This is a genomic window from Halomonas sp. MCCC 1A11062 (genome assembly GCF_021404355.1).
GTDB classification, from domain to species: domain Bacteria; phylum Pseudomonadota; class Gammaproteobacteria; order Pseudomonadales; family Halomonadaceae; genus Halomonas; species Halomonas aerodenitrificans.
The window spans coordinates 1-13,926 of sequence record NZ_JABFTW010000031.1 but is presented as its reverse complement, the minus strand read 5'-3'; the positions used below and the strand labels follow the sequence as shown (position 1 = coordinate 13,926).

The window sequence follows — 13,926 nt, the reverse complement described above, 5'->3', positions numbered from 1 at the left end:
AAAGAGATTGATAAAATTCTAACCCACTCCACTAAGTCGAGCCACCTTTCGTGTAACAGCCTCATCCAGCATCCCTCGCCCCGTCTCTACCAGCGTCAGCCAGTCCCTCGCGCGGGTGATGCCGGTGTACACCAGTTCCCGGGTGAGGATGGGGTTGGGGGCGTCGGGGAGCAGCAGGGCGGTGTGGGTGAATTCCGAGCCTTGGGATTTGTGCACCGTCATGGCGAATACGGTTTCCACCGCTTGCAGGCGGCTGGGCAGTACCCACTTGATGTCGCCGCTGCCGTCGCTGGCCGGGAAGGCGACGCGTAGCAGGGTGCGGCTGGGTGTATCACTGGCGCTACGGGCTTCGGGTACGGCGAGGGTGATGCCGATATCGCCGTTCATCAGCCCCAGGCCGTAGTCGTTGCGGGTGACGAGCACCGGGCGGCCTTCGAACCAGCCCTGTTCGAGCTCCAGGTCGCTGGCCTTGAGCCAGCCGGCGCGGCGCAGCGCCCGGCCGATACGCGGGTTCAGCCCCTCGATGCCCCAGGGGCCTTTCCTGAGTGCGCACAGCAACTGGAAGTGGCCGTGGGCCGCGAGCACCTGGCGGGCCCAGTCGTCGTAGGGCTGGCGTTCGTCGCCTTCACCGAAGTAGGGCTGGGCGGGCCGCGCTGCCTTCATCTCTTCCAGATAGTGGGCGTAGCCGCGGGGCGGGGCGATGGGCTCGCCGCGGCGGTCGTGGCGGCCTTCGCCGCTGTTGATGAAACCGGCCGGGTTGCCGTTCACCACCAGGCGATCCAACGCCGGGTCGTCGGCGTCCGTCAGGGCGAGGCGGGCGATATCGGCGTAGCGTGACTTTCCATCGGTGCCGAAGATCTCGCGTACCGCGCGTCTCTTTTCCTTCTGTGCCTCTTTCTCGTTCTGCTCAGGAGCGAGCGGGCGATTGACCGCTTCGGCGAGCTGGCCGATGCCGCTCTTGGCATCGAAGCGGTGGCTCACCCGCAGCATGGCGATGGCCTGGTCCAGCGGCTGGCCGCCTTCGTCGTGGTAGCGTTCGGGAATTGGCGTGCCGGTCACCCGTTGCAGCCAGTCGCAGGTGGCCGGGGTGTAGTGGCCGCCTTCGGCGCGCTGGCACAGGTCGCCGAGCACGGCGCCGGCCTCCACCGAAGCGAGCTGGTCCTTGTCGCCAAGCAGGATCAGCCGCGCCTTGGGCGGCAGGGCGGTGAGCACGGCGGCCATCATCTCGATATCCACCATCGAGGCTTCGTCGATCACCAGGGCGTCCAGCGCCAGCGGGTTGCCGGCGTGGTGACGGAAGTGGCGGGTATCCGGCCGCGAGCCCAGCAGGCGATGCAGCGTGGTCACTTCGGTGGGAATGCTGTCGCGCAGGGTTGAGATATCCACACCCTGTTGGCCCACGGCGGCGGCCAGTTCCACCAGCGAAAGCCCCTGCACCTGCTTGGCGATGGATTCGTTGAGCCTTGCGGCGGCCTTGCCGGTAGGGGCGGCCAGGCGAATGCGCAGCGGGCGCGGGGCGGCGCCGGCGGGTGCGGTTTCGCCCAGGGCCAGGGCCTGTAGTAGAGCGAGCAGCTTGACCACGGTGGTGGTCTTCCCGGTGCCGGGGCCGCCGGTGATCACGGCGAAGGGCGAACGGCTGGCCAGCGCACAAGCGGCCTGCTGCCAGTCGAGTTCATGCCCCGGGGTAAAGAGCGCGGCTAGCGCCCGGGCCAGGGTGGCGGTATCGGCCTGGTTTGCGGCTTGGGCGGATTCTTGAGGAACGGCAGTGAGCCGGGCACCGATCAGGCCGCGAATGTCCTGCTCGTACTGCCAGTAGCGGCGCAGGTAGAGCCGCACGTTGCCGTCGCGCTCGCTGCGCACCAATGGGGTGTTTCCCGGTGGTTCGTTTCCATCCGCCACCAGGGCGGGGTGGTGCAGGGCGGCTTGCCAGGTGGTGAGTTCCAGCTCGGCCAGCAGCTCACTGGGCAGCGGTGGCGGGTCGCTCAAATCGTCGCCTTCCGGCGGCAGCGAGAGTGCCAGGTCGGGAGCGGCCAGGGTCTGGGCGAGATCGAGGCATACGTGGCCGCGCCCGAGCTGATGGCTGGCCAGCGCCGCGGCGAGCAGCAGCAGGGGAGGGGCGTCGTTCACCTCGCGCTGGAAGAAGCTCGCCAGCGCCCGATCCAGCGCGCGCAGCCAGCCGCGTTCCACCCAGCGGTCGAGCAAAGCGAATAGTGCCTGGGTATCGTGCAAAGCGGCCAGTAGCGGTTCCGGCTTGGCGCTGACATCGGGACCGTCGTTCACGTGGGGTTCTTCTCTTCCGCCGTCGCTGGTGCTTTCGTTCTGGTCGGCGAACAGATCCAGGGTGGCGTCGTCGTGGTGCTTGCTGCGCTTGCTCATGCCGGCGCCTCCGTGGTGGTGCGGGTGCCTGCCGCTTGGGCGTCGCCCTGGAACAGCGCGTCCAGCGCTTCGATCAGCTCCCGCGGGGGGCGCTCGGCATGCACGCCTCGGCTCTCCGCATTGGCGCCCCGGAGAAAGACGGTGAGCGAGCCGCCGATATGCCGGTCGTAATCGTAGCCCGGCAGGCGCGCCTTGAGCAGCCGATGCAGGGCCAGCAGGTAGAGCGCGTACTGCAGGTCGTAGCGCTTGGCGGCCACCGCCTGGCGCATGGCCTCCTGGCTGTAGGCACTGTCGTCCGGCCCCAGGTGGTTCGATTTCCAGTCGGCCACGTAGTAGCGGCCCTCATGCTCGAACACCAGATCGATGAAGCCCTTGAGCATGCCGTTGAGGGTGTCGGCGTCCAGCGCGGGGCGGGGCAGGCCGGCACCTGAGCTGTTATCCGGGCTTGCCAGTGTGTAAGCACTTACGAGGGCGTCCAGCCGACGGGTGTCGACCTGGCGCGAGGCGAACCAGAACTCCATCTCCACCTGGTAGCTCGTCAGCGCTTCGAGCCTGAGACTGCCTGCGCCGTTGGGCAGCGGCAGCGGAGCGGCGAGCAGGGTGCCGAACCAGGCGTTCAGGGTGTTAAGCCACGGTTGCCAGCCGCGCACCTGGCAGCGCCGGGCGAGGGTGTCCTCGCGCAGGGCGGGGTCGCGGGCTACGCGGGCGAAGCCGTGCTCGCCGGCCCACTCCAAAATACCGTGCAAGAAAGTCCCCGGACCTGGCCCTCTGGGAAATCTATGAAGCGAGGGCAGCGGTTCGCTCTGGCCGCTGTCGCGGGGTTCTTCCAACACCTCCAGCGCGGTGGCTTCCATGGCGGTGGCGGGTTCCGGCAGGCTGCCGCTACGCTGCGTTTCGCTGTCATGGGGCTTAACAGGTGAGTCAGTCCTTACTGGGGCGCTGACCGATTCGACGCTGACGATCTCGCCGGAGAGTCGCAGCGCCGAGTAGCTGGCGATCCACCAGTGCTCCCGGGCGGGGCGTGTGGGGGTGCGCGCTTCGCCCAGGGCGTTGTTGCGCTCGGTTTGGCGAACGATCTCGGCGTGGGCCGGCGGCGCCGGGGCGATCTCGATGGCGGCGCAGTCGCCCTTGAGCCGTGCGAGCGCTTCGCTGAATCCGGTTGGGCCGAGCAGGTCGCCATTGGCCAGCAGCTGGCCGACGGCGCTGCCTTCGCCGCCCTTGAGCGGGGCCATGCCGAGCCAGGTGGCGTGGCGGGCGCGGGTAAGCGCCACGTAGAGCTTGCGCAGGTCTTCGCCCAGGCGTTCGCGGTCGACGGTGGCCAAGGTCTCGTCGTCGGCTTCCAGGCTGATGCGCAGGCGGCCCTCGGCGTCGTGCCAGCGCAGCGGCGAGTCGTCCTTCTTCGTGGCGCGGTGGTTGCAGATGAAGGGCAGGAACACCAGCGGGTACTCCAGACCCTTGGACTTGTGGATGGTGATGACCTGCACTAGGTCGGCGTCGCTCTCCAGGCGCAGCTTGTGGGTGTCGCCGTGGCCTTCGGGGTTGGCGATGGCCTCGGCGAGAAAGCGGATCAGTGCGTGTTCGCCGTCGAGTTCCTGGCTGGCGTGCTGGAGCAATTCCCCTAGATGTAAGAGGTCGGTAAGTACTCTCTCACCGTCGCTGGCAGGCCCCCAGGCGAGCAGCCGCTGCGCCACGTCGAAGTCGTGGATGATCTTGCGCACCAGCGGCAACACGCCCTGGCGTTGCCACAACCGATGGTAGTCGCGGAACTGCAGCACGCGGCCTTCCCAGGCCAGTTCGTCTTCGTTCAACTTATCCAGCGTGGCGATATCGAGACCCAGCACCGAGGTGGCCAGGGCGGTACGCAGCAGCCGATCGTCGTCGGGCGCCGCACAGGCGCGCAGCCAGGCGTCGAGCTGAGGGGCGACCGGCGAGGCGAACACCTTGTCCTTGTCCGAGAGGTAGACGCTCTTCACCCCGCGCCGGGCCAACGCCTGGCGAATCGAGCGAGCCTCGCCCAGGCCATTGACCAGCACTGCCATATCGGAAGGCTTGAGTGGCTTGAGCGTTCCCTCTTCTTGAAACCCGGTGCGGCCGTTTAGCCCCTCGTTGAGCAGCTCCACCATGGTGGAGGCGCAGCGCTCGGCCATCTCCTGCTGGTAGGCGGTCTTGGAGAGCGGCTCATCGCACTCGAGTTGCCACAGGGTCATGGCCGGTAGCGCCTGGCCCTGGAGGGTGAGTGAGTCCTTGCGTCCTTTGGCGCCAACCGCATTGAAAGGAACGGGATTCCCCTCGGGGGAATTGAACAGGAAGGCGCCGGGTGGGTGGGCTTCGGCGAATTCGAAGCAGCGGTTCACCGCCTCGACCATCTCGCGGCTGGAGCGGAAGTTGGTGCCCAGGGTGACGTGGCGGCCTTGGGTGTCGCGACGGGCGCGCAGGTAAGTATGGATATCGGCGCCGCGGAAGGCGTAGATCGCCTGCTTGGGATCGCCGATCAGAAAGACGCCACACTCCGAGCGATTCTCGCGGATACGGTACACGCAATCGAAGATGCGGTACTGCACCGGGTCGGTGTCCTGGAACTCGTCGACCAGGGCGACCGGGAACTGACGGCGTATCTGCGCGCCCAGCGCTTCGCAGTTGGGGCCGGTGAGCGCCCTATCGAGATGCGTGAGCAGCTCGTTGGGGCCCATCTCGGCGCGGCGCTCCTGCTCGCGGTCGAGTCGCGCCCGGCACCAGTGCACGGCGTGGGTGAGCAGGTCGGCGTAGGGATCGGGCAGAGCGTTGAGTTCGTCCTGGAGCTTTTCCAGCGCAGCCAGCGCCGGGTGATCCGGCGGCTCGCCCTTGAGCCAGATATCGGCCATGCCCTGGGGTGTGAGGCGCTTCCAGGCGGCGTCGGTCAGGCCGGGCCAGATGGCCTCCCCTTGGCACCATTCACGCAGGGCGCCGAGCCAGTTGGCGCGGCTCCTGGCGTTGAAGCTCTGGCCCTTGAAGGCCTTCTGCTGGGCGGCCTCTTCGAACAGCGTCTCACACTCGTCCACCCACTGGGGCCAGGGGGCCTTGAGCTGGGCCAGGCGCTCGGCGGTCTCGCGGCTGGCATTGGCGATGGTCTCGGCCGGGGGCGGGGCGTTCTTGTTCAGTGCTTCGGCTTCGGGCATCAGGCCGCGCACGGCGGCGTGGAGCTGCTCGGGCGTGCTCCAGTGGCGCACCACGGTGGCCAGCTCGTCGACGCTGAGCGGATAGTAGAAGCTGCGCCAGTAGTCGCGCACCACCTCGAGCTCCAGCTCGGTCTGGTCGTTTTCCAGGTTGAGCGAGAACAGGCTGCCGCTGTCGAAGGCGTGCTCGCGCAGCATGCGGTAGCACCAGCTGTGGATGGTGGAGACGGCGGCTTCGTCCATCCATTCGGCGGCGAGTTGCAGGCGCCGGGCGCAGGCGGGCCAGGTGGCGGGATCGTATTGGTTACGGAGGGCGAGGAGCAGTGGATCTTGCTGCACCGGGGCTGATCCGGCGACAGGCCTTTGCGAGGGCGCTGTGAACCCATCCCTGGGCGCTACTTTTTCCTTCCCTGGAAAAAGACCCTCGCTACGGCCTGTCCCCGGCGCCCCTTGGTCAGTCTCGCTAGCTGCTTCTGTTAGAAAGACTCCAGCGGCTTCCACCAGCCGCGCGCGAATCCGCTCGCGCAGCTCCTGGGTGGCGGCGTTGGTGAAGGTGACGACGAGGATCTCGGGCGGGGTGAGGGGGCGCTCGAAGGCGGCATCGTCGTCGGCCGAGCGGGCGCCGAGTACAAGGCGCACGTAGAGCAGGGCGATGGTGAAGGTCTTGCCCGTGCCGGCGCTCGCCTCAATGAGCCTGCTGCCATGTAAGGGGAAGTCGAGAGGATTCAGCTGCGTGACGTCGCTCATGCCTGGCTCCCCGATGTCTTGGTTTCCTTCTTCCCGCGCTCTTTCTTGTCGCCCTCTTTTTTGTCCCCCTCTTTCTTGTCGCCCTTGACGGCCAGATGCACCGGAGCGAGCAGCCGCTCGGTGAGTTCGGCGAAGCCGAGTCGGTCCAGGCGCGCCTCATAGAGCGCGGTGAAGCTGGGCCAGCGGTGGGCGAGGTAGGCGTTACGGCCCGCCTCGCCGGCGTTGAAGTCGTCGCCGTTGTAGGTGCTGGCGGCGGCGCGCCAGGCGTCGCTGTCGCGCTCGCTCTCCGGCGTCCCCAATTTGCTCAGCCAGACGAAGGCGGTGTCGCAGGCCAGCGGCAACGGCATCTGCATGCCGGCCTGCCAGGTGCGGACGATCTCGCGCAGTTGCTGGCGAGCCGCTTCCGGGTCGAGGGGCGGCAGGGTGACGTGGCCGGCCTTGGAGAGCAGCAGGGTGGTCATGGGCCTGTCGTTCAGATGGCCGGCCAGATGCGCGACCCAGTGGCGCAGGATGTGCGACCAGCGGTACTTGCCCTTCTTTATCAGGCTGCTGCTGGCGAGCACCAGGCGGCAGCGCTCGCCCGATTCACTCTCACGCAGCTCGTCGAGCCAGTCTTCCAACGGCGGGGCGCCGGGCACGCTGAGCTGCACCGGTTCGGGTTCGCCCAGAGCGCGGGGCCAGGCGTCCAGCGCTTCCTCGTAGGCCTCGAACAGCGCTTCCATCGGTTCGCTGAGCTCTCCGCGCATGCGCTCGCCGAAGGCGCCCATGGCCAGCACCCCTTGGCCCTGCAAACGGTCGAGTGTGTCGAGCAGCACGGGCAGGCGCTCGCGGCCTTCGTCCACGGCGCGGCGCTGTTCGCGGATCAGCAGGTCCTGCAGCTGCCAGTTGGCGAGGCCGTCCAGGGCGAAAGGTTCGTGGTCGAGGCTGACGATGTCTTCGCGCTCCAGAAACACCTTGAGCCGCGTGGTGAAGAAGGCGCGGGCCGGGTCTCTCAAAAAGCTACCGAGTTGTGCCAGTGTCAGCGGCGTTTCCTGCGTGAACGCTTCCAGCTCTAGAGGCGCTGCTGCCGGTGCCGCTTCACCATGCGCATGTCCATGAATTTTGCGCCACTCATGGGCGAAGGTGAACAGCCGTCGGGTGGATACGCTGCGCTCGGCCTGTTGTGCCTCGCTGGGGAAGTAGGTGCGGCTGAACGGCTGCAGCGGGTGCTCGGTGGTGATGGCGTCGAGCAGGTCGCTGCCGTCTGCCGTTTGCCAACCGGCTTGGAGATGATCGCGCAGCTGACCGACCAGCACCGAGGGCGGCTTTTCGCTGTTGTCGACGATGCTGCGACCCACCCAGCTGACGTAGAGCTGCTCCCGGGCGGAGAGCAGTGCTTCCAGGAACAGGTAGCGGTCGTCCTCGCGGCGTGAGCGGTCGCCGGGACGGTAGTCGCCGTTCATCAGGTCGAAGTCCATCGGCGGGTGGCTGCGCGGGTAGTCGCCGTCGTTCATGCCCAGCAGGCACACCCGCTTGAACGGGATGGCGCGCATCGGCATCAGCGTGGCGAAGTTGACCGCGCCGGCCAGGAAGCGCTGCGACAGGCTCGGCTCGTCGATCTGGGCCAGCCAGTGTTCGCGCACTACCGAAAGCGGCAGGTCGCGGGTCAGCCCGGCTTCTTCGGCGCTCTCCTGCCATTCCTGTAGCTTCTGTTCGAGCTGGGCCAGCATCAGGCTGTCTTCCGGGGCCTCGGCGAGAAAGCTCGCCTCCAGCAGGGTACGCAGGCGCGCTACCCAGCCGGCCACGCCGGTGGGCTCGCGCAGGCGACGCCACTGCTGTTCCAGGTTTTCCAGCAGCGCGGCCAGCGGCCCGGCCAAGGCCGCTTCCAGCCCGCCGATGTCGTCGAAGGGCTCGATGCCCTGCCAGGGGCCGCTGGCGGCCTCGCCCACGGCATAGCCCAGCAGCAGCCGGCGCAGGCCGAAAGCCCAGGTGTTCTGCTCCATGCCGGCGGGCAGGTCGAGGCTGCCGCGCTGGCCGGCGTCGAGCCCCCAGCGGATGCCGGCGCCCTCGATCCAGCGGCGAAGCGTCGGCACGTCCTGCTCGTCGATGCCGAAGCGGGAGCGCAGGGCGGGCACGTCGAGCAGGTCGAGCAGGTCGCTCACCGAGAGACGTAGCTCTGGCAGGCGCAGCAGTTTCTCCAGCGCGATCAGCAGCGGCAGGCGGTGGCGGCTGCCCTGGTCGGAGAGGGTGAAGGGGATATAGCGCGGGTCGTCGCGTTCGCTTTGACTCCTCGCATATTGACCAAATACCGCCTGCACGTGAGGTGCGTAGTGGTCGATGTCCGGCACCATCACGATCACGTCGCGGGGCTTTAGGTTCGGGTCGGTGCTGAAGGCGGCGAGCAGCTGGTCGTGCAGGATCTCCACTTCGCGCTGGGGGCTGTGGGCGGCGTGAAAGACGATGGAGTCGTCGCGACTGGGGTCCACCGCCGGCCAAGTCTCGCGGGTCTCGTGCAGTGGGCGCAGCTCGCGGATGTCGTCCTGCAGCTGTTGCAGCAGCTGGCCGTCGCCTTCGCGCACGAAGGGCTCGAACAGGTCGATGCGCAGCGAGTCGGCCTTGAACAGCGCCTCGTACTGCTGGGCGTCGTCGTGCTCGTCGAGCAGGCGCAGGTAGTCGCGGCCCTGCTTGCCCCAGGCGGCCAGCAGCGGTTGGGCGTGCAGGTGCAAGGCGCTCTCGCCATCTCCATCGCCGAGCACGTCGAGCCGCTCGGGCATGCCGGCCTTGCGCCGCTGGCGGAAACGCTGGGCCCGGAGCAGGTCCTTGTGTTCGATGATGTCGGCCCAGTAGTGCTGGCAGGGGTTGTGCACACATAGCACCACCTGGCAGCAGCGGGCGATGGCGGCCAGCGCTTCCAGCGCCTGCTGCGGTAGCGAGGAGATGCCGAACACCATCACCCGGCGCGGCAGGCCGGCGGGGCACTTGCCACCGTGAAGCTCGCGGGCGGCGGCGAGAAAGCGCCGGTGCACCATGGCGCGGCTGGAGGCCACGCCGTCGTCGCCTACGTCCTCGGCAACGCTGTTCACCACGGCCCGCCACAGGGCCGGCTGCCAGCGCTGGGTGTCGTCGATAGGGCGGGCTTCGCCGCGGGCGGAGATCAGCACGTCTTCGCCGCGGGACCAGGCCTCGAGCCAGTCGGCGCGGTACACCTGGTACTGGTCGAGCAGGTCAGCCAGGCGCTCGGCGAGCTGGTGATGCTTGCGCAGGTCGCTGTCGCCTTCGAGAAAGCGGCGCAGCGGGGCGAACTCGTCGCGCGGCATCAGTTCCGGCAGCAGGCGCAGCAGCCGCCACAGCAGGCGTGACTTGTCGAAGGGCGAGGTGACCGGCACCGCGTTGGAGTCGTCTTCCACGTGGTTGAGCACGGCGCGGTAGGCCTGCCACAGGAAGCGCGCCGGCAGGGTGACGTCGAGCGCGGCGGCGATGCCGCTGCCGCCGTCGGCCTCGTCGGCGGCCAGCGCCAGCTTCATCCATTGGCCGATGCCGTTGCTCTGCACCAGGATCGTCTCGTTCTCCAGCGGTGCCAGCGGGTGGCGCTTCATCCACTCCACCGCCACGCCGCGCAGATCCTCCAGGCGATTGCCGTGAACGACCATGAAGCCGGGGGTGAGGTCATTCTCCTGGGGAGCGGCGAACGGCATGGCGGTGACTTCCTGCGAGGGCAAGGCCTCATGGTGCCGCAAATCAGTAGGCGGTGAAATGCGCAGGTGCATGACAATTCGCTTGCGCGACTCGGTCGAACGCAGCAGCCTCGGCTAGTAGCCAGTCGATAAAGCGAGCCACCGCAGGTGGTGCCTCACCGCGAGGAGGCGTCAGCAGGTCGTAGCTCAGCGGGGAGGTGAGGACATGGCGCTCGCCGAAGGGGCGCACGAGCACACCGCTATCGAGCCGGTCCATCGCGATAGGGTGGTTGGCCAGCATGATGCCTCGCCCGGCGATGGCTTGGTCCATGGCCAGACTGAACAGCGAGTAGCGGCGCTGTGGCGGCGCGACCCTGTTGCTGACCCCCGCGGCATCGAGCCATGTCTGCCAGCCGGGAAAGCTGATCCCCTGGAGGGATTCCCAAGTGACCTCCAGCAAACGGTGGTTGGCCAGATCCGCCGGCTGCAAGGGACGATCGTACTTTGCTAGCAGAGACGGGGCGCAAACGGGAAACAGCTCATCGTCGAATAGGCGGTAGCTTTTCGCCTCCGGCCAGGGACCGCGGCCATAGCGAATCGCCAGGCAGGCGCCCGCCCCCTGCCAAGCGGGGGTGGTGAGCGATTGACTGGCATCCAGAGAAATATCAAGACCGCCAAGCGTGGCGTCGAACTTCGCCAAGCGGGGCAATAGCCACAGCTGCATGAAGGATGGCGGCGCGCTAAGCGTCAGTAGCGGCGCTTGATGTGCATGCTGGCGTGCGGCCATCACACCCGAGGCAATCCGTTCCAGACCGCTGTCGATTTCTTTCGCCAACTGCCGCCCAGCCTCATTCAGCTGCACTCCATTGGCGTGGCGGGCGAAGAGGCTGATGCCGAGGCGCTCTTCGAGCTGCTTGATCTGCCGGCTGACCGCGCCTGGGGTGACGTTCAAGCGGCTGGCGGCGCTCTTGAAACTCTCCGTTCGTGCCGCCTCGGCGAAGGCTCGCAAGGCGTTTAGGGGCAGGCGTTCGATCTTCATAGGATGATTTTTCCTGACTCTAGGCCATCACGTTAATCGGTTGGTGCCTCCTATAGCAAATGCTCAACTGAGCACTAATTGCTATCGAGGAGGTGCTATGCAAGATACCAAGGCGTTGAGTAATTCTGTGGCTAGTGAGCGCCCTGCGGCGATGCGCTGCCACCTGGATCTGCAGGCCAGCATGCTGATGGTGCTGTTCTGCCTGGCGCTGGGGTTTCAGCAAGTGGCGATCAAGATAGTGGCGACGGATATCTCTCCGCTTGCACAGGTTGCTCTACGCTCCTCTCTCGCTGCGCTGCTGGTGGCGGCCCTGGTGCATTGGCAAGGTATTCGGCTGGCCGATATAGGTGCCCACTGGCTCCCCGGCCTGCTGGTGGGCTTGGGGTTTAGCGCCGAGTTCACCTTCGTGGCGTGGGGGCTTAACTACACCCTGGCATCGCATATGTCGGTATTTCTCTATACGGCGCCGGTATTCGCTGCCCTGGGACTGCACTGGCTTGTGCCGGGTGAGCAGTTGACGCGGCGCCAGTGGGTAGGCATCGGGCTGGCTTTTGGCGGGATGGCCTTTGCCATGGCGCCCGACACCGAGATCGAGCATGCCGCCGATATCTTGCGCGGCGATATGCTGGGGCTATTGGCCGGCCTCAGTTGGGCCGCGACCACCTTGGTGATACGCCGCTCCTCCCTCGCTGAGGTGCCTCCGCTGCAAACGCTTTACTACCAGTTGGCCGTCGCAGGGCTTCTCTTGCTGCCTGCGGCTGCCTGGTTCGGCGATCTGGGCCGCATCCAGCTAACCGGCGCTGTGGTTGCCAGCCTGACCTTCCAGACGCTGGGCATCTCGCTGGCTGCGTTGCTGCTCTGGTTCGCGCTGCTCAAGCGCTACTTCGCTTCGCAGTTGGGCGTCTTTTCACTGCTGGCACCGATATTCGGTGTGCTGTTTGGCGCTCTGCTGCTCGGCGAGCCGCTGACGCTCAATTTCCTGATGGGCGGCGCGGCGCTTATGGTGGGACTATTGATCGTGACCCGCTGATGGGGGAGGTCAGCATGAGCGGCACCTCACCCGCCTCGTCGGCTAGCAGCCACTTGCGGCCAAAGCCGCTCATGCAGCGCAGCCGTTCGGCGATCTCGGCATAGCAGCGAGTCTCGCCGAAGGGAATGGTAGCCAGCGCGGTCAGCGCACACGGTCGGGGAGCAGCGCCCTCGCTGGCGATGAACGTGATGTTGGTAAGCCCATCGCGTGATTGGCATGGCGCTTCAATGGCGCTTGTTTTGATAATGCGTCTCGTTTGTTTCATGATGTGTCGCTAACGATGTCATCGCAAAGTGACGCTGCCTGCCCTATGCCCACCTCACCACGCTCGCTGCTAAAGATGTTCCTCGGGGAACGACCGCGGCTGGTCCAACGGATCAGACGTATCGTCGACAACGAGGCCGAAGCCGAAGACTTGGCGCAGGAAACCTTCGTCAAGCTGTGGCATCGCCAGCCCAAAGACGATGACTCTGTAGGCCTGCTCTACCGTACCGCGCACAACTTGGCGCTCGATCATCTGCGCGCCCAGAAGGTACGCCAACGTCATCAAGAGACTGCTCAGGCAGAAGAGCAGGATAACGCTCACCCCAGCCCCGAGAGAGTCGCGGCTACGCTCGAACGCTGGGGCAATCTGGTGGCTGAACTGGATGCATTGCCTGAGCGCACGCGCCGTATCTTTCTGCTCAATCGCGTCGAAGGCGAAACCTACGCCGCTATTGCCAAGCAGTTGGGAGTTTCAATCAGCACCGTGGAGAAAGAGATGATGCGAGCGATGCGGGCATGCCGCCAGTGGCAACGTCGGCAGGAAGAAGAGTGAGGGAATCTGGCTGCTGAATCGTTATTAGAGAAGACAACCACAATTGCCGAAACAACGATGATCGTGCGATGAGGAGATGTACCAAGGTGGCGTTACCTTCCCAGGAAGCGCTCGATGATGAAGCCATTCAATGGTTTCTACGCCTGCGAGACCCCTCTGCCAGCGAGGCGGATCGGCATGCCTTCGAGGCATGGTTGGCGCAGAGCGAGCGACATGAAGAGGCCTATGCAGAGGCGGAGCAGCTATGGCAAGCGGTGGAAGCGCCGGCCAGGTTGCTCGCCGAGCGCGAAGCGAGTGCCCGCCCGGCCTCGTCGCACCAATCCTGGCCGTGGGCGGCGGCAGCATGCCTGCTGCTGACGCTACTGCTCGGCTTCGGTGCCTGGCGCGATCCCGGTCTGTTCGACAGGTGGATGGCAGACTTGGCCACGGCGCCGGGGCATAGCCAGCAGGTGACGCTGGAAGATGGCACCCGGCTGTTTCTCGATGCCGATAGCGCCGTGGATATCGTGATGACGGATGGCGGACGGCAGCTGACGCTGCGCCGAGGCCGGCTGTGGGTGGATGTGGCCAGCGAACCGGCACGTCCTTTTACGGTATTGGCCGGCGAGGCGAAAGCCGAGGTGGTGGGCACGCGCTTTGCCGTAGAGCGATTTGCCGACGACGTTCGCGTCTCCGTGGAGGAAGGACGTGTGGCGGTTTCTCGTGGTCAGCGTGACGAAAGCACTGAGCGAGTGGTGCTGGGCGCCAATCAGGAGGTCCAGCTTCACCGCGGATCGCTGCATGACGAGCCCAGCGAGATCGATGCCAGAGGCCGCCTGGCTTGGGCCCGGGGCCAACTGCTGTTCGACCAGATCGCGCTCGGCGAGGTCGCCTTGCAGCTCGAGCGTATGCTGCCAGGCCGAGTGGTCGTCAGTGGCGATGGGGCAACATCACATCGGCTTTCCGGCAGCTTCCCTGCCAATGATCCCGACGCCATTCTCGATGCCCTGGAAACGAGCTATGGTGATTTCTGGTGTATGGGAGGAGGTAGGAAGGGTGGCGTATCCTGTTGATTGATCACGACCAAGATCTCAATCAACATGAGTGGATACGCCATGACCGATTCTACCCTC

At 66.2% G+C, this 13,926-nt stretch carries 7 protein-coding genes; 3 read left to right on the top strand and 4 right to left on the bottom strand.

The genetic code is table 11. The features are described 5' to 3' along the window. Positions 1 to 18 precede the first annotated feature (18 nt). Genes recD through HOP58_RS20820 form a run of 4 tightly spaced genes read right to left on the bottom strand, consistent with a single transcriptional unit; the run spans position 19 to position 10,967 of the window. Positions 19 to 2,376 carry an exodeoxyribonuclease V subunit alpha gene (recD, locus tag HOP58_RS20835; RefSeq protein ID WP_234261493.1) on the bottom strand — a complete coding sequence of 786 codons (2,358 nt, stop codon included), beginning with the start codon at positions 2,374 to 2,376 and terminating at the stop codon, positions 19 to 21. Beyond that, a complete protein-coding gene (recB, locus tag HOP58_RS20830; protein ID WP_234261492.1) occupies positions 2,373 to 6,275 on the bottom strand; it encodes an exodeoxyribonuclease V subunit beta in 3,903 nt (1,300 codons plus the stop codon). The genes recD and recB overlap by 4 nt, the downstream gene beginning before the upstream one ends. Beyond that, a complete protein-coding gene (gene recC, locus HOP58_RS20825; protein WP_234261491.1) occupies positions 6,272 to 9,949 on the bottom strand; it encodes an exodeoxyribonuclease V subunit gamma in 3,678 nt (1,225 codons plus the stop codon). Before recC ends, recB begins: the two co-directional genes overlap by 4 nt. 43 nt (positions 9,950 to 9,992) lie before the next feature. Continuing rightward, the gene (locus tag HOP58_RS20820) at positions 9,993 to 10,967 is read right to left on the bottom strand and encodes a LysR substrate-binding domain-containing protein (protein WP_234261489.1); all 975 of its coding nucleotides are present in this window, start codon (positions 10,965 to 10,967) and stop codon (positions 9,993 to 9,995) included. Between the two features lie 97 nt (positions 10,968 to 11,064). Here HOP58_RS20820 and HOP58_RS20815 point away from each other — a divergent pair, with 97 nt between their 5' ends. From HOP58_RS20815 to HOP58_RS20805, 3 genes are all read left to right on the top strand, one after another. Then, positions 11,065 to 11,997: a DMT family transporter gene (locus HOP58_RS20815; RefSeq protein WP_234261488.1), complete on the top strand. Its 933-nt coding sequence runs from the start codon at positions 11,065 to 11,067 to the stop codon at positions 11,995 to 11,997. A 280-nt stretch (positions 11,998 to 12,277) separates the two neighbouring features. Then, complete coding sequence (locus HOP58_RS20810; RefSeq protein ID WP_234254364.1) at positions 12,278 to 12,814, top strand: sigma-70 family RNA polymerase sigma factor; 537 nt, start codon at positions 12,278 to 12,280, stop codon at positions 12,812 to 12,814. 86 nt (positions 12,815 to 12,900) lie between these two features. Further along, complete coding sequence (locus tag HOP58_RS20805; protein WP_234261486.1) at positions 12,901 to 13,866, top strand: FecR domain-containing protein; 966 nt, start codon at positions 12,901 to 12,903, stop codon at positions 13,864 to 13,866. The last annotated feature ends 60 nt before the right edge of the window (positions 13,867 to 13,926 follow it).

What these genes read in the sequence shown, in the direction of transcription:
- HOP58_RS20815 (WP_234261488.1), top strand. Translation starts at nt 11,065, where the DNA reads ATGCAAGATACCAAGGCGTTGAGTAATTCTGTGGCTAGTGAGCGCCCT.
- recB (WP_234261492.1), bottom strand. Translation starts at nt 6,275, where the DNA reads ATGAGCGACGTCACGCAGCTGAATCCTCTCGACTTCCCCTTACATGGC.
- HOP58_RS20810 (WP_234254364.1), top strand. Translation starts at nt 12,278, where the DNA reads ATGTCATCGCAAAGTGACGCTGCCTGCCCTATGCCCACCTCACCACGC.
- HOP58_RS20820 (WP_234261489.1), bottom strand. Translation starts at nt 10,967, where the DNA reads ATGAAGATCGAACGCCTGCCCCTAAACGCCTTGCGAGCCTTCGCCGAG.
- recC (WP_234261491.1), bottom strand. Translation starts at nt 9,949, where the DNA reads ATGCCGTTCGCCGCTCCCCAGGAGAATGACCTCACCCCCGGCTTCATG.
- recD (WP_234261493.1), bottom strand. Translation starts at nt 2,376, where the DNA reads ATGAGCAAGCGCAGCAAGCACCACGACGACGCCACCCTGGATCTGTTC.